Source organism: Streptomyces sp. NPDC086989 (assembly GCF_044745505.1).
Classification (GTDB): Bacteria; Actinomycetota; Actinomycetes; order Streptomycetales; family Streptomycetaceae; genus Streptomyces.
Genome location: NZ_JBIVAL010000011.1, coordinates 50,579 through 72,967, shown reverse-complemented (window position 1 = coordinate 72,967; position 22,389 = coordinate 50,579). Strand labels below are relative to the sequence as shown.

20 protein-coding genes are annotated in these 22,389 nt (G+C 71.7%); 10 read left to right on the top strand and 10 right to left on the bottom strand.

The window, feature by feature from the left end; translation table 11 throughout:
• Window positions 1-414: 414 nt before the first annotated feature.
• Both ACIPK4_RS26055 and gdhA read right to left on the bottom strand, forming a co-directional pair.
• On the bottom strand, window positions 415-1,779 hold the full coding sequence (locus ACIPK4_RS26055) for an AMP-binding protein (RefSeq protein ID WP_402316459.1): 1,365 nt from the start codon (window positions 1,777-1,779) through the stop codon (window positions 415-417).
• Between the two features lie 186 nt (window positions 1,780-1,965).
• Window positions 1,966-3,369 carry an NADP-specific glutamate dehydrogenase gene (gene gdhA, locus ACIPK4_RS26050; RefSeq protein ID WP_402316456.1) on the bottom strand — a complete coding sequence of 468 codons (1,404 nt, stop codon included), beginning with the start codon at window positions 3,367-3,369 and terminating at the stop codon, window positions 1,966-1,968.
• A gap of 248 nt (window positions 3,370-3,617) precedes the next feature.
• Here gdhA and ACIPK4_RS26045 point away from each other — a divergent pair, with 248 nt between their 5' ends.
• A complete protein-coding gene (locus ACIPK4_RS26045) occupies window positions 3,618-4,112 on the top strand; it encodes a DUF1772 domain-containing protein (protein ID WP_402316453.1) in 495 nt (164 codons plus the stop codon).
• A gap of 66 nt (window positions 4,113-4,178) precedes the next feature.
• Here ACIPK4_RS26045 and ACIPK4_RS26040 read toward each other — a convergent pair whose 3' ends face one another.
• A complete protein-coding gene (locus ACIPK4_RS26040; RefSeq protein WP_402316451.1) occupies window positions 4,179-4,706 on the bottom strand; it encodes a DUF1772 domain-containing protein in 528 nt (175 codons plus the stop codon).
• Between the two features lie 103 nt (window positions 4,707-4,809).
• On the opposite strand from ACIPK4_RS26040, the gene ACIPK4_RS26035 reads away from it, so the two are divergent.
• Window positions 4,810-5,289, top strand: coding sequence for a GNAT family N-acetyltransferase (locus ACIPK4_RS26035; protein ID WP_402316449.1), 480 nt, complete (start codon window positions 4,810-4,812; stop codon window positions 5,287-5,289).
• Here ACIPK4_RS26035 and ACIPK4_RS26030 read toward each other — a convergent pair.
• From ACIPK4_RS26030 to ACIPK4_RS26020, 3 genes are all read right to left on the bottom strand, one after another.
• Window positions 5,286-6,293: an AraC family transcriptional regulator gene (locus ACIPK4_RS26030; RefSeq protein WP_402316447.1), complete on the bottom strand. Its 1,008-nt coding sequence runs from the start codon at window positions 6,291-6,293 to the stop codon at window positions 5,286-5,288. The two genes, ACIPK4_RS26035 and ACIPK4_RS26030, sit on opposite strands and share 4 nt — an antisense overlap.
• A 40-nt stretch (window positions 6,294-6,333) precedes the next feature.
• Window positions 6,334-7,164 (bottom strand): NAD(P)H-binding protein, encoded by an 831-nt coding sequence (locus tag ACIPK4_RS26025; protein ID WP_402316444.1) that lies wholly within the window; start codon window positions 7,162-7,164, stop codon window positions 6,334-6,336.
• A 175-nt stretch (window positions 7,165-7,339) separates the two neighbouring features.
• Window positions 7,340-7,555 carry a DUF4287 domain-containing protein gene (locus ACIPK4_RS26020; RefSeq protein ID WP_054223428.1) on the bottom strand — a complete coding sequence of 72 codons (216 nt, stop codon included), beginning with the start codon at window positions 7,553-7,555 and terminating at the stop codon, window positions 7,340-7,342.
• Between the two features lie 111 nt (window positions 7,556-7,666).
• Between ACIPK4_RS26020 and ACIPK4_RS26015 the strand changes: the two genes are divergently transcribed.
• Window positions 7,667-8,551 carry an alpha/beta fold hydrolase gene (locus ACIPK4_RS26015; RefSeq protein ID WP_402316440.1) on the top strand — a complete coding sequence of 295 codons (885 nt, stop codon included), beginning with the start codon at window positions 7,667-7,669 and terminating at the stop codon, window positions 8,549-8,551.
• Window positions 8,548-9,102 (top strand): flavoprotein, encoded by a 555-nt coding sequence (locus ACIPK4_RS26010; RefSeq protein ID WP_402316438.1) that lies wholly within the window; start codon window positions 8,548-8,550, stop codon window positions 9,100-9,102. Before ACIPK4_RS26015 ends, ACIPK4_RS26010 begins: the two co-directional genes overlap by 4 nt.
• A gap of 108 nt (window positions 9,103-9,210) precedes the next feature.
• Here the strand turns inward: ACIPK4_RS26010 and ACIPK4_RS26005 are convergent, their stop codons facing one another.
• Window positions 9,211-10,392, bottom strand: coding sequence for an epoxide hydrolase family protein (locus tag ACIPK4_RS26005; RefSeq protein WP_402316435.1), 1,182 nt, complete (start codon window positions 10,390-10,392; stop codon window positions 9,211-9,213).
• A gap of 394 nt (window positions 10,393-10,786) precedes the next feature.
• On the opposite strand from ACIPK4_RS26005, the gene ACIPK4_RS26000 reads away from it, so the two are divergent.
• From ACIPK4_RS26000 to ACIPK4_RS25975, 6 genes are all read left to right on the top strand, one after another.
• Window positions 10,787-11,461, top strand: coding sequence for a ScbR family autoregulator-binding transcription factor (locus ACIPK4_RS26000; RefSeq protein WP_402316432.1), 675 nt, complete (start codon window positions 10,787-10,789; stop codon window positions 11,459-11,461).
• A 181-nt stretch (window positions 11,462-11,642) separates the two neighbouring features.
• The gene (locus ACIPK4_RS25995; protein ID WP_402316429.1) at window positions 11,643-12,923 is read left to right on the top strand and encodes a ParA family protein; all 1,281 of its coding nucleotides are present in this window, start codon (window positions 11,643-11,645) and stop codon (window positions 12,921-12,923) included.
• Window positions 12,920-13,903: a ParB/RepB/Spo0J family partition protein gene (locus ACIPK4_RS25990; RefSeq protein ID WP_402316426.1), complete on the top strand. Its 984-nt coding sequence runs from the start codon at window positions 12,920-12,922 to the stop codon at window positions 13,901-13,903. Before ACIPK4_RS25995 ends, ACIPK4_RS25990 begins: the two co-directional genes overlap by 4 nt.
• A 130-nt stretch (window positions 13,904-14,033) precedes the next feature.
• On the top strand, window positions 14,034-16,379 hold the full coding sequence (gene tap / locus ACIPK4_RS25985) for a telomere-associated protein Tap (RefSeq protein WP_402316424.1): 2,346 nt from the start codon (window positions 14,034-14,036) through the stop codon (window positions 16,377-16,379).
• A 6-nt stretch (window positions 16,380-16,385) separates the two neighbouring features.
• Window positions 16,386-16,940 carry a telomere-protecting terminal protein Tpg gene (gene tpg, locus ACIPK4_RS25980; RefSeq protein WP_402316421.1) on the top strand — a complete coding sequence of 185 codons (555 nt, stop codon included), beginning with the start codon at window positions 16,386-16,388 and terminating at the stop codon, window positions 16,938-16,940.
• A gap of 145 nt (window positions 16,941-17,085) precedes the next feature.
• Window positions 17,086-17,799, top strand: coding sequence for an alpha/beta fold hydrolase (locus ACIPK4_RS25975; protein ID WP_402316418.1), 714 nt, complete (start codon window positions 17,086-17,088; stop codon window positions 17,797-17,799).
• Between the two features lie 209 nt (window positions 17,800-18,008).
• Here the strand turns inward: ACIPK4_RS25975 and ACIPK4_RS25970 are convergent, their stop codons facing one another.
• The 3 genes from ACIPK4_RS25970 to ACIPK4_RS25960 form a co-directional block, all read right to left on the bottom strand.
• On the bottom strand, window positions 18,009-18,386 hold the full coding sequence (locus ACIPK4_RS25970) for a DUF6009 family protein (protein ID WP_054225930.1): 378 nt from the start codon (window positions 18,384-18,386) through the stop codon (window positions 18,009-18,011).
• A gap of 180 nt (window positions 18,387-18,566) precedes the next feature.
• On the bottom strand, window positions 18,567-20,270 hold the full coding sequence (locus ACIPK4_RS25965; protein WP_402316415.1) for a phage/plasmid primase, P4 family: 1,704 nt from the start codon (window positions 20,268-20,270) through the stop codon (window positions 18,567-18,569).
• Window positions 20,267-21,367: a bifunctional DNA primase/polymerase gene (locus ACIPK4_RS25960; protein ID WP_402316412.1), complete on the bottom strand. Its 1,101-nt coding sequence runs from the start codon at window positions 21,365-21,367 to the stop codon at window positions 20,267-20,269. Before ACIPK4_RS25960 ends, ACIPK4_RS25965 begins: the two co-directional genes overlap by 4 nt.
• Window positions 21,368-22,389: the final 1,022 nt, after the last annotated feature.

Genomic DNA, 22,389 nt, shown 5'->3' with positions numbered 1-22,389 from the left:
AGCACAAACAGCGACTGAAGCGACTCAAGACCCCCATATATGACGCGCACACGCGCACACGCGCACGCACGCCAATGTCTCCATATACCCGGACCTTGAGTCGCTTCAGTCGCTGTTCCCTCTGAACGACCCCTCTGACCTGCCCTTTTCTTCCAGCGACCGAAGCGACCGAAGCGTCGCTCAGTCGCTCCGCGCCAGTCGCTGCGCCTCGCGAGCCCCCTCAAGGCCCCCTGAACCCCGCCTCCACCAGGACCCCACCCGCACCCCACCGGCGACTGAACGCCACCGGGCAGATCCAGCCCCCTCCCCCCGGCGTTCGGGGCGCCGGGTGGACGCCCAGCGGTAGCCGGTGGAGGGTTCGGGGCAGCACCCCCGCAACGGTGCCGGCGCCGCACGGGCGCTCCGGGGCCGGGCTCAGGCCCCGTACTGCTCCAACAGCCGCTTCTTCTGCGGCTTGCCCATCGCGTTCCGCGGCACCGCGGAGACGAACCGCACTTCCCGCGGCCGCTTGTGCACCGACAGGTTCGCCGCGACGAAGTCCGTGAGTTCGGCGCCCGTGACGCCCTCCGCGACGACGAACGCGACGATCCGCTGCCCCAGGTCCGCGTCCGGGACCCCCACCACGGCCGCCTCGCTGACCGCGGGGTGGTCCAGCAGTGCGTTCTCGATCTCCCCGGCGCCGATCCGGTACCCGCCCGACTTGATCATGTCGATGGAGGCGCGGCCCACGATCCGGTGGACCCCGTCCGCGGGATCGACGGCCGCGATGTCGCCCGTACGGAACCACCCGTCCTCGGTGTACGCGGCCGCCGTGGCATCCGGCTGGCCCAGGTACCCCGCGAACAACGTCGGGCCGGTCAGCTGGAGTTCCCCGATCTCGGCGCCCGGCTCGGCGGCGATCCGGGTCCGGATGCCGGGCAGCGGGGTCCCGACCGTCCCGGGCCGGACCTCGCCGCCCGCACGGCCGCTGATCGTGATCAGCGTTTCCGTCATCCCGTACCGCTCCACGGGCCGCAGCCCGGTCAGCCGTTCCAGGTCCCGGAAGACGGGCGCGGGCAGCGCGGCGCTGCCCGAGACCAGCAGCCGGGCCCCGGACAGTGCGCCCGCGGCCGCCGGCTCCCGGGCGATGCGGGACCACACGGTCGGCACCCCGAAGTACAGGCTCCCGCCCGCTGCCGCGTACGCCTCGGGCGTGGGCCGTCCGGTGTGGACGAGGCGGCTTCCGGTGCGCAGGGCGCCGAGCACGCCGAGCACGAGCCCGTGCACGTGGAACAGGGGCAGGCCGTGCACCAGTGTGTCCTCGGCGCTCCACTGCCAGGCCCCGGCGAGCGCGTCCAGGTCGGCGGCGAGCGCCGCGGCGGTCAGCACCACGCCCTTGGGCGCCCCCGTCGTCCCGGAGGTGTACAGCACGAGCGCCGGGTCCTCGGGCGCCGCGGCGGGCCCGGTCCGGTCGGAGCGCCGGGCAAAGTCCACGTCCACGAGCTGCGCCCCGGAGTCCCGCAGGACGTGTTCGCGCTCGGCGGGCCCGGCATCCGGCGGCAGCGGTACGAACGGCACCCCGGCCAGCAGCCCACCGACCACGGCGGCGACGGTCTCCAGGGAGGCCGTGGCGGTCATCGCGAACGCCTTCGCCCCGGCCACGTCGGCGGCCACAGCGCGGGCCGCCCCCAGCAGGTCCTCGTAGGAGGCGGTCCGCCCCGCGACCTCGATCGCGTCCTTGCGGTCCCCGTACACCCCGTCCAATGCCGTCAGCACGGTCTCGTCCCCCTCGGTGGTCATCCGGCCAGGTCGGGGCCCAGGCTACGGCCCCGGCGGAGCCGTGCGGGTCCCGGAGCCACAGCCCCGGACCCCGCACGCCCCGACGGCCGGCCGGCCGGGTCAGGCCGGTCACGCCGGTCAGGCCGATCGCCCCGTCAGCCCGTCAGCCCGACAGCCCACCGGCCCGTCGCCCCGACAGCGCGTCGGTCAGATGACGCCCTGCGCGAGCATCGCGTCGGCGACCCGCTCGAAACCGGCGATGTTGGCGCCGGTCACGTAGTCGCCCGGGGCCCCGTACCGTTCGGCGGTCTCGTACGCGACGGCGTGGATCGAGCGCATGATGGCGGCGAGCTCGTCCTCGACGCGCTCCGCGCTCCAGGCCACCCGGCCGGCGTTCTGGCTCATCTCCAGGGCGCTGACGGCGACTCCGCCCGCGTTGGCGGCCTTGCCGGGCCCGAAGGCGACCCCGGCCTCCTGGAGGATGCGCACGGCCTCGGGAGTGGTCGGCATGTTGGCGCCCTCGGAGACCGCCTTGACGCCGTTCGCGATGAGCGTGCGGGCGTCCTGCACGTCGAGTTCGTTCTGGGTGGCGGAGGGGAAGGCCACGTCCGCGGGGACCTCCCAGACCCGGCCGCCGGGCACGTACCGTGCCGAGGCGCCGCGCCGCTCCGCGTACTCGCTGACGCGGCCGCGCTCGACCTCCTTGATCTGCTTCAGCAGCGCGAGGTCGATGCCCTTGTCGTCGACGACGTAGCCCTGGGAGTCGGAACAGGTCAGCGGGTTCGCGCCGAGCTGCTGGAGCTTCTCGATCGTGTAGAGGGCGACGTTGCCGGAGCCGGAGACGACCGCGGTCAGGCCGTCGAGGGACTCGCCGCGCACGTGCAGCATTTCCGCGGCGAACAGGACGCTGCCGTAGCCGGTGGCCTGGGGACGGATCGCGGAGCCGCCCCAGTTCTGGCCCTTGCCGGTCAGGACTCCGGCCTCCCAGCGGTTGGTGATGCGCCGGTACTGGCCGAAGAGGAAGCCGATCTCGCGGCCGCCCACGCCGATGTCACCCGCGGGCACGTCGGTGTGCTCGCCGATGTGGCGGTGCAGCTCGGTCATGAAGGACTGGCAGAACCGCATGACCTCGGCGTCGGAGCGGCCGTGCGGGTCGAAGTCGCTGCCGCCCTTGCCGCCGCCGATCCCCAGCCCCGTCAGGGCGTTCTTGAAGATCTGCTCGAAGCCCAGGAACTTCACCACGCCGATGTCGACCGACGGGTGGAAGCGCAGGCCGCCCTTGTACGGGCCTAGCGCGCTGTTGAACTCGACGCGGTAGCCGCGGTTGACGTGGACGCGACCGCGGTCGTCCTGCCACGGCACCCGGAACAGGATCTGCCGCTCCGGCTCGGTGAGCCGCTCCACCAGCGCGACCGCCGGGTCCGCGTACTCCGGCCGGGCGGTGAAGACGGTCGCCAGGCTCTCCAGCACCTCCCGCACCGCCTGGTGGAACTCCGGCTGTGCGGGGTTGCGGCGCTCGATCTCGGCCCGCAGTGCTTCCAGCCTGTCCTTCGAGTCCTTCACGGATGTCCCTCCAGGGAGTGCGCGGTGCGTAGACGACGGCAGGTGCATGGTGCCTGCAGGTCCGCGAGTACCGGTCGCTTCCGAGCGGAGCGCCTCTCGTACGTGCATTTTCGGAAAGTTTTTTCCGGATCACGGCCCTTTTCGGAGGCTATCGTGCGCAGCACCGCTCTGGGCAAGGCTTCTGCCCTGCGGACAAAAATCCCTCCGCGGGGTATGACCGCGGCAGGACGATCAGCGGACCGACCGGCGAACGACCACCGGACGACCACCGGACGACCAGCAGGGGAGCAACGGACGTGGACATCGCAAGACTCGTCTCACTCATCGCGGCGACGGTCACGACGGGCCTGATGGCCGGCCTGTTCTTCGCCTTCGACGTGTCGGTGATGCCGGCGCTGCGGCGCTCGGACGACCGGACGCTGATCCGGGTGATGCAGCGCGTCAACCTCGCCATCGTCAACGGCTGGTTCCTGACCGGCTTCCTCGGCGCCCTGCTGTTCACCGGCCTCGCGCTGGCCCTGCACCTCGCCTCCAGCGGGGGCGCCGTGGCGGTGCCGCTCGTCGTGGCGCTGGTCGCGTACGTCCTACAGCTCGGCGTCACGGGCGGGGTCAACATCCCGCTCAACAACGCCCTGGAGCAGGCCGGCCCCGTCGAGGACATCGCCGATCCGGCCGCCGTCCGCCGGGCCTTCGAGTCGCGCTGGGTGCCGGCCAACCGTCTGCGGACGCTGCTGTGCACGGTCGCCCTCGGCTGCCTGGCCTGGGCCCTGGTCCTGAACGGCCACCTCTGAGGCCCCGGACGTCACCGGACGCCCCGGTCGTCGCGCTGGCCGTGGCGGCACCGGACGCGCTGGACGTCACCGGGTGGCGGCGGCCCGCCCGTGGAGCACCAGCGCCCGCGAGAGGGCCGTCAGGGCCGCCGTACAGAGCAGCGTGCGGATGATGTTCGTGGTCACCCACGTCCCCTTGAACTTCTCCACGATCGAGAAGTCGGTCAGCCCCGCCGCGTCGCCCGCGTCCGCGAGTTCGTTGTTCAGCGGGATGTTCACGGTGAAGGTGATCACCAGGACGACGAGGTACAGCGCGGCCGCCGCCCCCGCCCACGGCGCCACCCCGCGCCGGCCCGCGCGGAACTCCACCGCCGCCGAGGCGGCGGTGGCGAGCAGGGCCGCCACGAAGACGGTGCCGAACAGCCCGTTCCCGTCGATGACCGCGTTGATGTTCTGCATCGCGGTGACGTACGTCCGCTCGTCGCCCCGGGCCAGCCCCGGCATCACCGAGACGTCGAAGGCGAAGAACAGCCCCGCCATCAGACCCATGAGCACGGCCGACACCGTGAGAAGGGCGGTCGCGATCCGGCTCCCGCCGGCTGTGTTCCCGTGCATGAAACGCTCCTCCGGTCATCCCTCTGTCATCCGCCTGACCAGCCGTCCGGCCGGCCGTCAATCCCCTTGCCCGGGCGGGACGCGCCCCCGGTAGGGTGCGGCCATGAGCACCTCCGCCCTCCGCCTGGAGCCGGTCACCGCAGCCAACTTCGACGCGGTGTGCGCCGTACAGGTACGCCCCGACCAGGCCCGTCTCGTCTCCCCCGTGGTCAAGTCCCTCGCCGAGGCCTACGTCCACGGGGACACCGCCTGGCCGCGCGCCGTCGTCGACGGCGACCAGGTCGTCGGCTTCGTCATGGCCTTCGTCGACATCGCCTGGGACCCGGAGCGGGACCCCTCCGACATCCGCTCGGGCATCTGGCGCCTGAACGTCTCCGCCGACCACCAGGCCAAGGGCTACGGCCGCTTCGCGGTCCAGGCCCTCACCGCCGAGCTCCGCAGCCGCGGCACCGAGCGCGTGTACGTCACCTGGGAGCGCGGCCCCGGCACCCCCGAGCCGTTCTACCTGGGCCTCGGCTTCCGCCTCACCGGCGAGCTCAGCGGCGGCCAGACCGTCGCCGTCCTGGACCTCCGGGCCGACTAGGCCCCGTCATCCGGCAGGACTACCGTGCGCGAGGGCCCCGCAGCCACCGGACCGGTGGTCACGGCCGCGGCCCCCGTACGGAACTCCTGCGGGCTCATCCCGCGCACCCTTTTGAACGCCGTCGACAGCGCGAACGCCGAGCCGTAGCCCACCCGCCGGGCCACCGTCGCGACCGTGGCGTCCGGCTCCCGCAGCAGGTCGGCCGCCAGGGCCAGGCGCCACCCCGTCAGGTACGCCATCGGCGGTTCCCCGACCAGGTCCGTGAACCGCCGCGCCAGCGAGGCCCGGGAAACCCCGGCCTTGTGCGCGAGCTCCTCCACCGTCCAGCCGTGCGCCGGGTTCTCGTGCAGCAGCCGCAGCGCCCGGCCGACCACGGGATCGCCCTGCGCCCGGTACCAGCCCGGGGCCCCCGAGCCGGGGTCCGCGAGCCAGGTGCGCAGCACGCCGATCAGCAGCAGGTCCAACAACCGGTCCAGGACGAGCTCCTGGCCGGGCTCGTCCCGGGAGATCTCCGAGCCGAGCAGTCCGATCAGCGTGGCGTCCGCGGCCGCCGCCGGCCGGACCAGGATCGTCGGCAGCGCGGCCAGCAGCCGGCGGCCGATCTCGCTCGGCGCCATGTACGTACCGCTCAGCATCACCGCCGACCCGGCGTCCTGGTGCTCCGCGCCCCAGGTCCGCACGCCCAGTGCCATCGACTCACTGACGTCCTCGCCCCCCGGCGTGCTGCACCGCTGCTCGGGGTCCACCGTGATCTGGACCGGTGTCCCGGGCGCGTCCGCCACCGTGTACGGCTCGGGCCCCCGTACGACGGCCACGTCCCCGGGGCCGATCAGCACCGGTGTGCCCCCGTCGGGGAGCAGCCAGCCGGTCCCGTGCACCATCGTGACCACCGACAGCGGGGCCCGGTCCTCGATCCGTACCGCCCAGGGCGGGTTGAAGACGGACTTGAGGAGGAAGGCGCCCCGGGCCTTGGGGCCTTCGAGGAGGCCGGTCAGCGTGTCCATGGGCCCATCCTCCCCCGGCGTCCCGCCCCGCGGCAGGAGTTCAGACGTCCCAGACACCGGTGGCCGCCGCCTCGCGGGCGTAGTCGGCGAAGTCCCTGGGCCCCCGTCCGAGAGCCTCCTCCACCCCGTGCACGAGGTGGGCGTTGCGCCCGTCCAGGATCAGCGTGAACAGGTCGGCGAACTCCTGCGGAAGGCCGTTCTCGCGGAGCACCGCACGGTACTCCTCGTTCGAGACGGGCACGTACGTGATCGCGCGCCCGGTCGCCTTCGACAGTTCGGCGGCGACGTCGGTGAAGCTGATCAGCCGCGGCCCGGACAGCTCGTACGTCCTGCCGATGTGCCGGTCCTCGGTCAGTGCGGCCACCGCCACGTCGGCGACGTCGTCGGTGTCGACGAAGGCCTCCACCGCGTCCGCGGTCGGCAGGGCGATCTCCCCGGCCCGTACGGACTCCAGGAAGAAGCCCTCGTCGAAGTTCTGGGCGAACCAGCTGGCCCTGACGACCGTCCAGTCGGCGCCGGACGCCTTCAGAGCCTCCTCGGCGCGCTGCGCGGCCTCCTCGCCCCGCCCGGACAGCAGGACCAGACGGCGCGCCCCGGCGGCGACGGCCGCCTCGGAGAACGCGCCGATCTGTTCGGCGGCCCCCGGGAAGCCCAGGTCGGGGTAGTAGGTCACGTACACCCGGTCGACGCCTTCCAGTGCCGGCCCCCAGGTGCCCGGGGCGTTCCAGTCGAAGGCGGGGGCTCCGGTGCGCGAACCGATCCGCACCGGGAGACCCCGGAGCCGGAGCTTCTGTGCGACGCGGCGCCCGGTCTTGCCGTTGCCCCCGATGACGAGGGTCTGTGTCTGCGATGCCTGCGGTGTCTGTGTCATGGCTTCAGTCAAGCCCTTGCCGGCGAGACGGAACATCGCCGAAAAGCTCAGCCGCATACGCGTACGTCCACGCCGGCCCGCCGGTCCGCCCGCCGGTCCGCCCGCCGGTCCGCCCGCCGGTCCGGCCGCCGGCTCGGGCCCACCCGCCGGCCGCGAGCCGTCAGGCCGCGAGCCGTCAGGCCCGGCCCGCGTCCTCGGCGAGGGTGTGCGCCACGAGGGCGTTGGCGTGGCCGTGCCCCAGCCCGTGCTCGGCCTTGAGCCAGGAGACGAGCTCCATGTGCTTGCTGAGCGGTGAGGACCGGATCAGGTCCTTCCATTCCGCCACGGGGCGTCCGTACTTCTTCTCGATCGAAGGGAAGTAGCTGGCGGGGCCCTTCACCGGCTCGCTCATGTCTGCGGTGCTCCTGTCGGTGGATGCGTCGTGTTGCGCGGTCACAGGGTAGGACTGCGCTCCCGACCGAAACTCATCGCCCACCACCGGAAAATCCTGGAAGATGTCCCGATGACCACGACCTGGACCGAACGCATCGTCACCAGCCCGCGGGACGGCGTCCGCCTCTCCTGCCGGGACTGGGGCGGCACCGGCGTCCCGGTCGTCCTCCTGCACGGCCTTGCGGGACACGCCGGCGAATGGGATGCGACCGCCGGGCACCTCTCCCCGCACCACCGGGTGGTGGCAGTGGACCAGCGCGGCCACGGAGCGAGCGAACGCCGCCCGGCGGACGTCTCCCGCGCGGCCCACGTCGCCGACGTCCTCGCCGTCACCGCACAACTGGGCCTGGATCGGCCGGTCCTGATCGGCCAGTCCCTCGGCGGCCACACCGCCCTGCTCACCGCGGCCGCCCACCCGGACCTGGTCCGCGCCCTCGTCCTCGTCGAGGCGGGCGCGGCGGCCGCCGACCCCGCCACCCCGGACGAGATCGGAGCCATGCTCGACTCCTGGCCGCTCCCGTTCCCCACCCTCGACGCCGCACGTGCGTTCCTCGGCAGTGAGGCCTGGGCGGCCGGGCTGGAACAACGCGCGGACGGCTGGTACCCCCGCTTCGAACGGGACGTCATGGTCGCCGCCATCACGGAGAACACCACCCGCGACTGGTGGCCCGAGTGGCAGCGGGTCGCGTGCCCGACCCTGCTCGTGTTCGGCGAGAAGGGGATCATCCGACCGGAAGAGTCGCAGCGCATGCTGACCCCGCCGGGCCCGCCCACGACGGCGGTCTGCGTACCGGGCGCCGCTCACGACGTCCACCTCGACCGCCCCGGGGCCTTCAACGCCATCGTGACCGGGTTCCTCGCGGCCGAGGCGATGAAACCCGATCACTCACATCCAGCCGATCACTCCACCTCAACTAGGGCAGAGATCAAGCAATGTGATCACATGTCGGTATGACCCCCACGAGAACGCTCTACCTGCTCTGCTCCGCCGCCCCGCCCGTCTTCGACGTGGCCCATGTGATCGAGGACGCCCAGGCCCGCGGCTGGGACGTCTGTCTCGGCCTCACCCCGACCGCCGCGCACTGGCTCGCCGGAAGCCTCGACGGCCTGGCCGCCCTGACCGGGCACCCCGTGCGCTGGCAGTACAAGCTCCCCGGCGAGCCCGACGTGTGGCCCGCGGCCGACGCACTGCTGTTCGCCCCGGCCACCTTCAACTCCCTCAACGCCTGGGCCCTCGGTCTCACCGACCGCTTCGCCGTCGGCGTCGCCGCCGAGGCCATCGGAAAGGGCACCCCTGTGGTGACCATGCCCTGCGCGAACGCGGCCCTCGCCGCCCACCCGCAGTTCGACCAGTCCCTCGCCACCCTGCGCGGTGCCGGCGTCACCGTCCTCTACGGCGAGGGCGGCTTCGTCCCCGGCCCGGCCGGCCCCGACGCCCCGGCCCACTTCCCGTGGCCGGTGGCCCTCACCGCCCTGGACGCCGCCGGCACCGCGCATTCCGCATGAGCCGCGCCCACTCCCCCGTCACCCCGTCGATCGCCTCGCGCAACAGGTCCGCGTGCCGGCGTTCTCCACGTGGAACTCACAGCCACACGGCGGCGCCCGCACGACATTTCAGAGACCGGACCTCAGCTGCCGGAAGAACGCCCGGACGTCCCCGACCAGCAGCTCCGGCACCTCCATCGCGGGGAAGTGCCCGCCCCGGTCGTACGAGGTCCAGCGCACGACCGCATCGGTGCGCGCGGCGACGTGCCGCAGCGGGATGAAGTTGTCCCGCGGGAAGTCGGCCAGCGCGGTCGGCGTGGCCGACACCTCGGGCGGCCGTCCGTGGTAGTCGGCGTGCGCGCGCTCGTAGTAGATGCGCGCGGCAGACCCCGCCGTCCCGGTCAGCCAGTACAGCATCACATTGGTCAGCATCTGGTCCCGGTCGATCGGACACCCGGGATCGCTCCATTCGGCGAACTTCTCCCCGATCCAGGCGAGCAGCCCGACCGGCGAGTCGTTCAGCCCGTACGCGAGGGTCTGCGGCCGGGTCGCCTGGATGTCGGCGTACCCCTGCCGGTCCCGCGCCCAGACCCGGTACCTCTCCCACGAGGCCAGCGTCCGCTCCCGCTCGGCCGCGCTCAGCCCGGCCAGCTCCTCGGCCCGCGGCTCCTCGGTCGCCCCTCCCCCGGGCAGCAGGTTCAGGTGCACCCCGAGCACGTTCCCCGGCCGGATCCTCCCGAGCTCCCGCGAAACGGCCGCCCCCCAGTCGCCGCCCTGCACCCCGTACGCCGCGTACCCGAGCCGCTCCATCAGGACCGCGAAGGCCCGAGCGGTCCGCTTGAACTCCCAGCCGCTCTCCCGGGTCGGCCCGGACAGACCGAAGCCCGGGATGTGCGGCAGCACCAGGTGGAAGGCGTCCGCGGGATCCCCGCCGTGGGCCCGGGGATCGGTCAGCGGCCCGGCCACCCTCTGGAACTCCACGAACGACCCGGGCCAGCCGTGGGTCATCAACAGCGGCGTGGCACCGGCCTCGGGCGAGCGGACGTGCGCGAAGTGCACCCGGGCCCCGTCGATGACCGTGGTGTACTGCGGCCACTCGTTCAACCGTGCTTCGGCCGCCCGCCAGTCGTACTCGTCCCGCCAGTACCGCGCGAGCTCCCGCATCTCCCCGAGCGGCATCCCGTACGCCCGCCCGACCCCCGGCAGTTCATCGGGCCAGCGCACCCGGTCCAGCCGCTCGGCCAGATCCTCTAGCTCCCGCTCGGCCACATCCACCCGGAACGCCTGCGCCCACTCCCCAAGATCACTCATCCCCGCATGCTAGGGGCGCCCGCGGCCGACCGTTAACGCCGTTAACGCCCGGCCCCCTCCCGGCCGGACCCTTAACGCCGTTAACGCTTCTGCTGGCCGACCCCCATCCCAGCCCGGCCGACCGTTAACGCCGTTAACGGCGTTAACGCCCCCCGGCCTGACGCCCCCCACGCCCTCCCGGCCAGACTCTTAACGCCGTTAACGCCCCAGTCGGCTCGGCGCCCGGCCCGGCAGACCGTTAACGGCGTTAACGCCGTCAACGAAAAAGTACTTGTCGACTGGTTTTCTTTCCCTCCGTCCCACTAGATTGATCCTTGAACCACCGACGACCCCATCCCCCACACGGCAGCGGCACGCGGCAGCGGCACGGCACCAGCGGCAGGAGAACCCCCACATGGCAAGGGCCCGGCAGGAACGTGCCGAAATCACGCGGCAGGCGATCCTCGACGGCGCGGCAATCGCCTTCGACAGCTTCGGCTTCGGCGGTGCCAGCCTCAGCGACGTGGTCAAGCACGCCGGAGTGACCAAGGGGGCCCTGTACTTCCACTTCCAGTCCAAGGAAGCCCTCGCCCGCACCCTGATGGACGAACAGTTCCAGGTCTCCGCGGGTGTCCCGGCCATCGAGGACCCGGGCCTGCAGACGGTCATCGACCTGACGCACCAGATGGCGTACGGCCTGCGCGCCAACGTCCGCATCCGCGCCGGCATCCGCCTGGTCATCGAGTTCGGTTCCTTCACCAACCCGGACCCGACGCCCTACAACGCGTGGATCGACACCTGCCACGGCTGCCTGAAGCCGGCCCAGGACCGTGGCGACGTCTTCCCCTTCCTCGACCTGTACGACCTCTCGACGCTCCTCGTCGGCTCGTTCACCGGAATCCAGGTCACCTCCCACGTCCGCACCGGCCGCGACGACCTGCACACCCGGGTCATCGACCTCTGGAACTTCCTCCTCCCCGGCATCGTGCCCGCGGACCGCATCCCCCTCTTCGACCCGGCCGGCTCAGCCGAGTGCCGGGCCGAACTCGGGCTGAACGCGCCGGACTCCCCGGCGGTTCCGGTCGGCTGACGGCGTATCCAGGGCGGCCTCGCATACGCCGTGGCGAACCACGGGGGTGCTCGCTACGGCGTGTGCGAGGCCGCCCTGTGGCGTACCCAGGGGCCGATTGGAATGCTTCTCACGCCATTTCGTTAGCAAAACCCAAGCGTGGCGCCCACATCAGCCCGCGAACGTTAGTAAAGTCCCTCTCATGACTTCGCCCTCATCTCAGAACGACCGGGAGAAGGTCGTCTCCAAGCTCCCCCCGTGGCTCCGCCAGGAGTTGAAGATCCGCACCGCCCAACTGCGGGTCGACATCCAGGACGCCGTCCACCAGGGCATCGCTCAGTGGAGCGCCCTCGCCTCCGCCCCCTCCCCCGTCGACACCGCGGGCGCCGAATCGTTCTCCACCTGGCTGCCCGCCGGCCAGTGGGAGTCCTTCCGCGCCGACTCCAAGGACCGCGGCGTCTCCCTCATCCAGGGTCTCGCCCAAGCGGTCCGCCTCTGGCTGGAGATGAATCCGGCCCCGACGGTCAAGCGGCCCTCCGTGGTGCGCCGCATCATCGTGTGCAACCAGAAGGGTGGCGTCGGCAAGACCGCCATCACCGCAGGCACGGCCGAGGCCCTCGCCGAGGACCCGGACAGCCTCCACCCGGTCCGGATCGCCCGCCAGCTGGCCCGCATGTCCGCGGCCGAGGAGGGTGAGGACGGCGGTCGGCAGCAGCCGCACCACCACGCCGAGACGAGCTCCCTCGACCTGGAAGACCTCCCGGGTCTCGGCATGCGTGTCCTGCTGGTCGACTTCGACCCCCAGGGCCACCTCACCAAGCAGCTCGGTCAGCAGCCGCTGCCCATCGGCGGCGACAGCCTCACCTGCCACATGGCCGGCGAGTCCAAGGGCCCCCTCGCCGATCTGATCGTCCCCATCCCGGACCAGCGCTTCGGCAACCGCCTGCACCTCCTGCCCGCCTGCACGGACGCCTTCCTCCTCGACGTCCGCCTCTCCACCGTCCGCGCCCGCGAGGCCGCCCTCGAACGCGCCCTGTCCCCCGTCGAATCCGACTACGACGTCATCCTCATCGACTGCCCGCCGAGCCTGGGCCTGAGCATGGACGCCGCGATTTACTACGGGCGCCGCCGCCACACCGAGCAGCAGGGCGCTTCCGGCGCGCTGATCGTCGTACAGGCGGAGGACTCGTCGGCCGACGCGTACGACCTCCTCACCTCGCAGATCAACGACCTGCGCGACGACCTCAGCCTTGAAATCGACTACCTCGGTCTCGTTGTCAACCTCTACGACGGCCGTCGCGGCTACATCGCGACCTCCTCGCTCCAGGCCTGGATGGACATAAAGGATCCGCGTGTCGTCGCCGTCGTACCCGACCTCAAGGAACAGCGCGAAGCCGTCCGCGTGAAGCAGCCGCTGTTCGTGTACTCGCCCAAGGGCGACCAAGCCATCGCGATGCGCGCCCTCGCCAGGGAGATCTCATGAGCAAGGCCGACAAACTCGGGGTCTCGGCATCGTTCGCACGTGCCCAGCCCGTCAGCGTCAGCTCCCGCCGTGCGGCCATCGCGGAGGCCACCGGAGCACCCACGTCCGGTATCGCGGCCCCGTCCGAGGTGCCGATCGAGGCACTCGCGCACAACCCGTTCAACCTCCGCGAGGACCTCACCGAACTCGACGAGCTGGCCCAGTCGCTCCTCTCCCGCGGCCAGCTCCAGCCCCTCGCGGTCGCCACCCGCATGGCCTTCATGGAAGCCCACCCGGGACAGACCGACGGCCTGGGCCGTGCCCCATACGTGGTCATCGACGGCAACCGCCGCCTCGCGGCGGCCCAGCTGGCCGGCCTGAAGACCATGCACATCCACGTGAACGACGCCCTGTCCGCGTCCGCGGCGGACATCCTGGAATCGGCGCTGATCGCCAACGTCCACCGGGTCGACGTGGCCCCCATGGACCAGGCCCGTGCGCTCCAGGAACTCGTCGACGTCCACGGCTCCCAAGCCCAGGTCGCCAAGCGTCTGGGCAAGACGGCGGCCTGGGTCTCGCAGCGCCTGACCCTCCTGAACCTCACCCCGGCCCTCCAGGAGAAGGTCGACACGGGCGAGCTCAAGGTTGAACCGGCCCGCCGGATCGGACGCCTCCCGCAGGAACAGCAGGAGGCGGCGGCCGACGAGAGCCTGAACGCCGTCAACCCGCCGAGGCAGCGCACGCACACGCCCCCGCCGACCGTTAACGCCGTTAATGCTCAGCCCCCGGCGCCGCCCACCATTAACGCCGTTAACGCTCCCGCACCGACCCCGGCGCCTGCACCGGCACCGACCCGGGCACCAGGCGCCACCCCCACACCCGCGGCTCCGCGGATCTCGATCGCGACGGACTCCCCGGAAACGATCGCGGACGCCCTGACGGCACACCTCACCCCGGACGACCTCAAGGCCGTCACGGAGCTCCTGATGCAGCGCCTCTGAAGGGTACCCACGCCGGGGGCGTTAACGCCGTTAACGCCGTCAACGCGGTTGACGCCGTCCACGCCCCCACGTGCGCTTCATGTGCGTTCGACCGTGCGGTTCGCCTAGGCTGCACTCGGAGGTAGTACCGATGCCCGACGAACAAGAGAGCCTCTTCGCAGCGGTCGACGCGCTGCTCGAGGAAGCCGCCCAAGATCCGCTCCCGCACCCCGACGAGCGCAAGCGCCTGCGCGAGGCCGCAGGCCTGAGCCAGGAGCAGATCGCCAAGGCCCTCTCCGTCCGCCGTGAAACGGTCACGTCCTGGGAGACCGGCCGTACGGCCCCCCGCGCCCCGAAGCGCGCGGCCTACGCCCGCCTCCTGGAAGGCCTTGCCACCCTCCACCCCGTTAACGCCGTTAACGCCCCGGCACCGCCCACGTCTCCAGACCTGGCCCCGACCCCGGTCCCAGACCCGGCAGCACCGACCGTTAACGCCGTTAACGCCCCCACCTCTCCCCCGTCCCCGTTCCCGGCACCTCCGCCGACCGTTAACGCCGTTAACGCTCCCGCTCCGGCACAGGACGCCGCGACCCCGGCGGCGCCTCCGGCCGCGTCCACCGTTAACGCCGTTAACGCCCCGGCACCGGAGGCGCCCACGACTCCGCCGGAACCGTCCACCGTTAACGCCGTTAACGCTCCGACCGTGGCCCCGGCCTTCACCCCGGAACCGGCCTCCGGCGCGCAGCCCCGGTCCCCGCAGCCCGCAACCGCCCCCCACAAGCCCACCCGCCCCCGCACCCCCGCCCCCACCCCCCTGGAAGGCAACGGCCCGCTCGTCGTCCTGGACGGCACCGACAAGGCCCACGCCGCATCCGGCCTCCTCCTCCCCCTCCCCCCCAAGGCCCGCACCGACCTCCCCACCCTCATCGCCTGGGCCCTCGGCCCCGACGCCGATCTGCGCTCCCCCCGTCTTCACCGCAACGGCAAGGACGGCGACCCCCTCCTCGTCCTCACCCCCGCCGCCACCGAGGCCCTCGGTCTGCCCCCCGCCCTCGAAGACCGCCGCACCCTCCGCCTTCCGGACAACCACCCCACCCTCAAGCTCCTGGCCAAGAACAAGTGGCAGCTCACCCGCCGCGGTTTCGGCCCCTGGCCCCGCATCTACCGCCCGGCCTCACCCACCACCGGCCGCCAGTGCGTCCAGCTCGCGATCCTCCCCTGGGGCGCCCTCGACGCCCGCGCCTGGGGCGAGCACACCGCCGACCTCCCCGCACCGGAACTCGCCGCGCTGCTCACCACGTACGCCTCCCGCGTCCTCACCCCCCGCGGCTCCACCGCCGTGTCCGGCCTGGAGCTGATGACGGCCCTGCGCCCGCCCACCCGCGCGGCCCGCAACCCCGACACCCAGGTCTGGGAGTCCGCGCCCGTCCCCGGCTCGCTCCTGCGCCCCGTCGACCCGGCCCCTCCGGAGGCCCCCGACGAGCACCCGGTCGTCGCCGCCCTGTACCCCCGCTCCCACCAGCGCACCCCGGACCAGGTCCTCGACGAAGAGGCGTACGACTGGATCCGCGACCCCCAGCTCCTCACCGACGCCGAGTGCACCCGCACCCACGCCGTCGGCATCGACGTGAACATGGCGTTCGCCGCGGCGGCCAACCGCCTCCTCGTCGGCCTCGGACCCGCCGTCCACACCCCGAGCCCGCGCTTCGACCCGAAGACCCCCGGCTGCTGGCTGGCGGACCTCTCCGGCCTCGCCCTCGACCCTCGCCTCCCCAGCCCCTTCACCCCCACCGGCCGGCCGCCCACCGGCCCCGCCTGGTACGCGACCCCGACCCTGGCCTACGCCCAGGAGCTCGGGCACCCCGTCCACCCCGTCGAGGCCTGGCTCCGCCCGGACAACGGCCCGTACCTGGACGCCTGGTACACCCGCCTGCGGGACGCGTACGTGGCCACCATGGCCGATCTCGGCGTCACCTCGGCACTTACCGAGCCCGAGTTCCTGGCGGCGATGGCCGAACTCCAGGACCACCCGGACCCCGTCCTGAAACCGGTCCTCTCCGCCATCAAGTCCACCGTCAAGGGCGGCATCGGCAAGCTCCGCGAACGCCCCCAGGGCGCCGCCTACCGCCCGGGCGAACCCTGGCCCGCCCTCGAACGGCCCACCTGGCGCCCCGACATCCGTGCCGCCGTCATCTCCACGGCCCGGGTCAACATGCACCGCAAGATGAACAAACTCGCCACGGCCGCCGGCCAGTACCCCGTCGCCGTCCTCTCCGACTGCGCCGTGTACCTCTCCGACGGCCCGAGCCCCCTCGACTTCCTGCCCCGCACCCCCGAGGGCAAGCCGCTCCCCGGCGGCTTCCGTCTCGGCGTCAGCCCCGGCATGGTCAAGCACGAGGGCACCCAGTCCCTCCTGTGGGCCGTGGAGATGCTCGACCAGGGTCTCAACCCCGCCCGCCACATCAAGGGCCACGACGCGGCAGCCGACGGAGAATAAGCAGACATGCCCGAGATCGACGACAGCCTGACCCGCGCCGACGAGCAGCACTTCACCCGTGCCGTCCCCAAGTCGGCGGGCGCCCAGATGCGGTTCCTCGTCAAGCAGCTGAAGTCCACCCGCGAAGCGGCACGGCTGCTCGGCATCTCCCAGCGCACGGTCGAGCGCTACGTCAGGGACCAGATCAGGCAGCCCAAGCCGGCGCTCGCCGCCCGCCTGGAGTCGGAGGTGCGCCGGCGCTGGCAGCCCCTGGTCCGCAAGCGCGCCCGCGCCCGGGCCGCGCAGACGACCGGCCTGGTCATCGAGACCCGCGCCCGCTTCGGCTTCACCGCCGCGCCCGGCACCACCGACGACGGCCGGATGCGCCGCATCACCCAGCACCTGCCGCCGGAGTACGCGGGACGCCTGTTCGCCGCCCAGGAGGCGGGCGCCGGCGAGGCTCAGCTGCGCGCCATCGCCGCGGAGGGGCTCCAGGAGATCTACTTCAAGGACAACGGCGCGCGCGCCGGCGGTCTGCTGGTGGAGTTCACCGACATCGACTACGTCGACTTCGCGTTCTGACCCCAGCCGGCCCGTACCGCCCGTACTGAGCCGAGGCGCGACAGTTGTCACAAAGGCAGGCTGGTTGTCACCAGGCTGCTGGTGGCTGGTTTGGCCGTTGGTGAACGCCGCGTCCGCGATGGCGGTCCCCGGCTAGGTTTCGGACATGGTTGATCACCGCTCGGTTGACGTTGGTGGGATTCGGCTCGCCTATGAGGTCTCGGGTCCGCCGGAAGCTCCACCGCTCGTCCTGTTGCATGCACTGGGCGAGGATGCTGCGGACTGGGATGTCGTGGCGCCCGTCCTTGCCCGCAGCTGGCGGGTCTATGCCCTTGATCTTCGCGGTCATGGCCGAAGCGACTGGCCGGGGGACTACTCGCTGCAACTGATGCGGGACGACGTGCTCGGTTTTCTGGATGCACTGGCTCTTGACCGGGTGGATCTGATGGGGCACTCGATGGGCGGGATCGTTGCCTATCTGTTCGCCGCGGAGCATCCGCGGCGTGTGGACCGGCTCGTCTTGGAGGATGTCCCGGTGCCACGACCCCGCGAGCAGTCCACACCGATCAGGCCGGATGGGAAGCTGACGTTCGACTGGGAGATGGTGTTGGCCGTCAGACGGCAGATCGACACACCTGCTCCGGAGTGGCTGGAGAATCTCGGCAAGATCACTGCGGAGACCCTTGCCGTAGCCGGCGGTCCGGGAAGCCATGTTCCCCAGGAGGGCATCGCCGAGTTGGCCCGCCGCGTCCCGCGAGGGCGAGTCGTCACCATTCCAGCCGGGCACCTGATCCACAACACCCAGCCGACGGTGTTCGTGGAGGTGGTTATGAGGTTCTTGCAGCCGCACGGACCGACCGCCAGGGACCGAAGGGACTGAAGGGACTGAAGGGACCGAAATTCGGTATTCCGTTTACGCGCGCCCGTACGCCGCGGCCACACGGAACCGGCTAGGGACCGGCAAGGGACCGAAGGGACCGGCAAGGGACCGAAGGGACCCAAGGGACTGAAGGGACCCAAGGGATGGAAAAGCCCTGAGGGACCGAGGGACTGAAGGACCGAGGGACCGAACGACCGGAGAAGACCCGATCAGGCGACCGTGGGCGTGGACAGTCCCCGCTGGGAGCGCTCGGTCTTCCTGCCGACCTGCCGGGGCCCGATGGTCCTGGGGTCGACGGCCTCGCCCGGCGCGCCCTCCCGGTACAGCCCGTGCGGCTCGGCGTCCCGGTCGTGCGGCAGCAGGTAGAAGACGCGCCGCTTCTGGAGTCCGCTGTCCGGGTCCGCCTCGGCGGTGTCGCCGAGCTCGGTGAAGCCGATCATGCGTCCGTCGCGGTGGTAGCGCGGCTTGCCCCGGCGGCGGGGCGTTTTGTCCAGGGCCTGGCGCACGTAGTCGAGCTCTTCGGGGTCCTCCAGCCACACCACTTTGTCCTCGTGGGCGAGATCGCTTGATGACAGTAGCGAGCTCATGGCCTGGGTCCCTCCTCGATCACACGGGCCCTGCCGGGCCCCTGGTCCCTCCACGCCGCAGGCGGCGCCGATGCCGGTATACAGCAGGACCCTGCTGGCCGCTGCCGGGTGGTGGGTCTGTTCATCTTCCTTGTCCATCGTAGGCGTGCCCACCCCGGGGCGGCATCACCCATCGTCGGGTCACCTCGTGGTTGCCCTGTTCGCCTCGCGCGGAGTCTGCTCCTCATCGGCCAGGAGGGCCAGTCCCGGGTAGAACTTCTGCCCGTTCGAGCGGAGCATCTCGTTGGGCGAGGCGACACCGACCTCGGCGCGGATGCGTGTCGCGAACGCGCGCGTGGTCGCGGGCCTCAGACCCTCGCCGTCGAGGCACCAGGCACTGTACGCCCGGTAGAGGGCTCCCTGCTCCACCTTGAGGTCGCGGGGGTCGGGCAGGTCCGCGCCGGTGGTGCAGCATTCGACGAGGAACCGCCCGATGTGGTCCTCGGTGGTGGCGTAGGCCTGGGTGGCGCTGCGGACGACGCTCGGCCCGGTCAGCGCGGGCTTGGTCGCGAGATACGCCTTGGCCCCCTGGATCATCCAGTGGAGGATCCCGGCACCCTCCTCCTGGACGAGCGTCTCCGCCAGGTTGTCGATCTTGCGGTGGTCGGGGACGACCTTCTCGAACGGGATGAGCCGGATCCGGCGCCAGAAGGCGTGGCCGCCGGTGCCGACCTCCGGACGGTGGTTGCCGAGGAGCCAGAGCTTGTGGGTGGGCTCGAAGCTGAAGAAGTCCTGGCGCATCCGGCGCGCCTTGAGCCGGTCTCCGCCGGTGAGCAGCTTGACCCGGGCCTCGTCGAACTTGTCGTGGGGCTTGAGTTCGCTGCAGACGAACAGGCGCCGGCCGTGGAGCTCGGTCAGCTCGGTGGAGTGCTCGTTGAACTTGCCGCGCTCCATCAGGAACCCGGGCGGTGCCACGTCCGCGTAGTCGCCGAGGATCTTGATGACGACGTCGAGCAGGGCGGACTTGCCGTTCGCGCCGACGCCGTAGAGGAAGGGCAGGACCTGGCCGCCGACGTCGCCGGTGATGGAGTAGCCGAGCAGGAGATGAAGGAAGTTGATCATCTCCCGGCCCTTCTCGTCGTCCCCGAACGTCTCGTCGAGGAAGCGGTGGAAGCGGGGGGTCGGCATCGCCTCGGGCGCCAGGTGGGTGGCCCGCGAGTGCAGGTCCCGGGTGGGGTCCGGCTTGTGCAGGTCGCCCGTGCGCAGGTCCACGACGCCGGCCGGGGTGCACAGGGCGTACTTGTCACCGTCGAGGGTGTCGGGGTCCAGGGCGAGCTCGGGGGAGGCCTTGGCCTGGGTGAGCATGGCCTTGACGCCCGAGGTGGACATCGCGCGCCTGCGGTGCTGGGCCAGTTCGCGGTCCGAGAAGACGCCGCGCGGGTCGTGCACGGGGAGCTCCTCCGCCATGTCGCCCGCGGCCCAGATGGCGGCCTTCTCGCCGCCGGTGCGCTTCCAGCGGTACTCGTCCCAGACGTACCAGCCCAGTCCCTCTACGTGCCGGAACCGGTCGTGGTGGAGGTGGGCGAACAGTTTGGCGTTGCCGCGGTCGCTGAGGTTGTGCAGGAGACCGGTCTGGATGAAGTCGGGGGCGGCCCCGGCGACGGCGGGCACCGGGGCGGCGTTCTGCTGCGCGGGCAGCCGGCGCCGGCCGCGCGCCGCCGCTGCGGCGAAGGCGGCGGATGCCGAGGACGCGGGCGCCGTGGACACCGGGGAACCGGCGGGCACGGCGGCGGGCTCGCCGGGCACGCCGGACACGCCCAGCTCCGCCGCCGTCTCGGTGGCGAACGCGGCGAGCTGTTCCGCCGCCGCCTGGGCGTTGAACCCCGTGCTCTTGGCGCTGCTCATGTGCGTTCCTTGGGGTGGATCGGTCGATCGCTTCCGGCGCGCAGCCCCGTGTCGACGATGAGGACGTTGCGGCGCGGCTGGTGGGGCCGGGCCCGGTCTGCCGCTTCGAGCAGGAGCAGGCGGCCCTCCGCCGCGTCGAGGTGGCCGCCCGCGACGAGACCGCCCGCGGTGAAGGCCGCGCGGTTGAGCTTCTCGCTGAAGGCCGTTCCGGACGGGCTCGTGGCGCAGGAGCCGACTTCCGCCAGAAGGCCGCTCAGCAGCCTCCTGCCGGCCTCCCGTCCGCCGCCGGTCACAGAGGGCCGCGACCCCGGTTCGAGAGCCGCAGAACGCCCTGTGGAGGGCGCGGGGGAGTGGTCCTCCACCACGTGCCCGGTACGGACGAGTTCGGCGGCGAGCCACGGAGGCAGGGACCCGGGCAACCGGGCCCCGGGCAGGGCCTCGTAGACACCGGCCGCGGTCCGCGTCGTGGGCGCGACGATGTAGCCGCCCTCGGCCCGTACGTCGACCTGCCAGGCGAGCGCGACCCGCGAGCTCGACCCGCTGGAACACCGCAGCCGCGGGCCCCCCTCGGGCGCCCGGTACCAGATGTGCAGCCCTCCGGAGGGCGTCCGGACCCTCAGGGTCCCGGTGTCCTCGCAGGGATCGGGACGGCCCCGGTGGGCGGCCAGCAGCGCCAGGGTGTCGAAACCGCTCTCCAGGCCGGTCAGGTCGACGCGGTCGTCGATCGGGATGCCGGGCAGCAGACGGTTCCTGTCGGGCACCGCGGCCGCATGGGCGTCCACGTCGATGACGACCAGCCCCGCCGCGCCGCAGGCCACTCCGATCCCGAACTCGGGCTCCCTGCGCCACCATTCGCGCAGTGTGTCCAGGTCTGTGGTGGCAGCGTGGAACCCGTGGCACCAACGGCCTTCCGCATGACAGGGACACAGCTCGGGGGAGTGCCGACGGCCCGTGCACTCACGGCAGTTCGCCGCGGGCGTCTTGGTCCCCGGGGCCAGGGGGTGCACCGGATATCCGCGCGACGCCAGCCAGGCCGCCACCTCCAGGGCCGTCCCGCCGGTCGCGCCTCGGCGCGGGTTCTCGGGATGGACCAGCACTGGCTCTTCCTTGACGCGGTGTCGGGGACGGCTCCTCCGCCCCTGGCTGGGCTCTGACGTGCAGGATGACCTGCGCCTCAGGGACCAGAGGGACTGAAGATTCACTATCGCGGAGATTACCGCAGGGACTGCGGAAGCTCCGGCCGCAGGCACAGGTATATCGAGAGTTCAGTCCCTTCAGTCCCTCAGTCCCTGAAGTTCTACCCTGGTTCGTCCGGAAAAGTTCTGTCTTGGAATCGGCTGTCAGCCCGGGCGTGTCGCGACCGGACCGCCGGCTCCCACCCGGCGGCTCCAGCGACTCTCAAGCGCGACGCAAGGACGACGCGAGGCTCATGGTCCAGGGGACCCCGCGCACAGGTACTGAAGCACTCGGACCCCGGTTCAGTCCCTCTCTTTTCAGTCCCTCAGCAAAACCGCAGGTCAGCGCCCTGCCCTCGGTCGTACAGGGACTGAAGGGACTGAGAATCACTACTTCCACTCTTTACGTGCGTGCGTGTATGCGCGCAGGCATATAAGAAGCCTGGTATTCCATATGCGGCTCATAACTGCAAAGTTGAGTCCCTCCAGTCCCTGAACCACCGGCCCTAGCCCGCCGACCTGCAGGTTTACGCAGTGACTGAAGGGACAGGGACCGAAGCGTGCCCACCGGCGTTCAGTACCTGTCGGGGGGAGGGGGCACCGCGGGAGGGGGCCGCACACCCAGACTCCGGGAACCCCCGTCCCCAGACCCTTCACCGCGCCCAGACCCTTCACCGCCTTCACCCACCCGCCACGCCGCCCCCGCAAAACAACCCAACACGAACAAACCGCCCCGATCCCCTCACGCGGCCCGGCCCGGCCCCGCCCGGCCAAGAGCCACAAGGCCCACGAAGCGCCCCCACCAACCTGGGCGCAGCCCGGACGCGCCCGCCCCGAAGCACGCGGCCAGGAGCCGCCGGGCGCACCGGACAGTCCCCAACCGCCCCAAGCCACCCGGGGGAGGAGCACGAGGCACGCAGAACCGAACCTGAGACGAGCGCGCC

Excerpts from the sequence above, each read along its gene's own strand:
- ACIPK4_RS26055 (WP_402316459.1), bottom strand. The coding sequence starts at position 1,779 with ATGACCACCGAGGGGGACGAGACCGTGCTGACGGCATTGGACGGGGTG.
- gdhA (WP_402316456.1), bottom strand. The coding sequence starts at position 3,369 with ATGCACCTGCCGTCGTCTACGCACCGCGCACTCCCTGGAGGGACATCC.
- ACIPK4_RS26040 (WP_402316451.1), bottom strand. The coding sequence starts at position 4,706 with ATGCACGGGAACACAGCCGGCGGGAGCCGGATCGCGACCGCCCTTCTC.
- ACIPK4_RS26035 (WP_402316449.1), top strand. The coding sequence starts at position 4,810 with ATGAGCACCTCCGCCCTCCGCCTGGAGCCGGTCACCGCAGCCAACTTC.
- ACIPK4_RS26030 (WP_402316447.1), bottom strand. The coding sequence starts at position 6,293 with ATGGACACGCTGACCGGCCTCCTCGAAGGCCCCAAGGCCCGGGGCGCC.
- ACIPK4_RS26025 (WP_402316444.1), bottom strand. The coding sequence starts at position 7,164 with ATGACACAGACACCGCAGGCATCGCAGACACAGACCCTCGTCATCGGG.
- ACIPK4_RS26020 (WP_054223428.1), bottom strand. The coding sequence starts at position 7,555 with ATGAGCGAGCCGGTGAAGGGCCCCGCCAGCTACTTCCCTTCGATCGAG.
- ACIPK4_RS26015 (WP_402316440.1), top strand. The coding sequence starts at position 7,667 with ATGACCACGACCTGGACCGAACGCATCGTCACCAGCCCGCGGGACGGC.
- ACIPK4_RS26010 (WP_402316438.1), top strand. The coding sequence starts at position 8,548 with ATGACCCCCACGAGAACGCTCTACCTGCTCTGCTCCGCCGCCCCGCCC.
- ACIPK4_RS26005 (WP_402316435.1), bottom strand. The coding sequence starts at position 10,392 with ATGAGTGATCTTGGGGAGTGGGCGCAGGCGTTCCGGGTGGATGTGGCC.
- ACIPK4_RS26000 (WP_402316432.1), top strand. The coding sequence starts at position 10,787 with ATGGCAAGGGCCCGGCAGGAACGTGCCGAAATCACGCGGCAGGCGATC.
- ACIPK4_RS25995 (WP_402316429.1), top strand. The coding sequence starts at position 11,643 with ATGACTTCGCCCTCATCTCAGAACGACCGGGAGAAGGTCGTCTCCAAG.
- ACIPK4_RS25990 (WP_402316426.1), top strand. The coding sequence starts at position 12,920 with ATGAGCAAGGCCGACAAACTCGGGGTCTCGGCATCGTTCGCACGTGCC.
- tap (WP_402316424.1), top strand. The coding sequence starts at position 14,034 with ATGCCCGACGAACAAGAGAGCCTCTTCGCAGCGGTCGACGCGCTGCTC.
- tpg (WP_402316421.1), top strand. The coding sequence starts at position 16,386 with ATGCCCGAGATCGACGACAGCCTGACCCGCGCCGACGAGCAGCACTTC.
- ACIPK4_RS25975 (WP_402316418.1), top strand. The coding sequence starts at position 17,086 with ATGGTTGATCACCGCTCGGTTGACGTTGGTGGGATTCGGCTCGCCTAT.
- ACIPK4_RS25970 (WP_054225930.1), bottom strand. The coding sequence starts at position 18,386 with ATGAGCTCGCTACTGTCATCAAGCGATCTCGCCCACGAGGACAAAGTG.
- ACIPK4_RS25965 (WP_402316415.1), bottom strand. The coding sequence starts at position 20,270 with ATGAGCAGCGCCAAGAGCACGGGGTTCAACGCCCAGGCGGCGGCGGAA.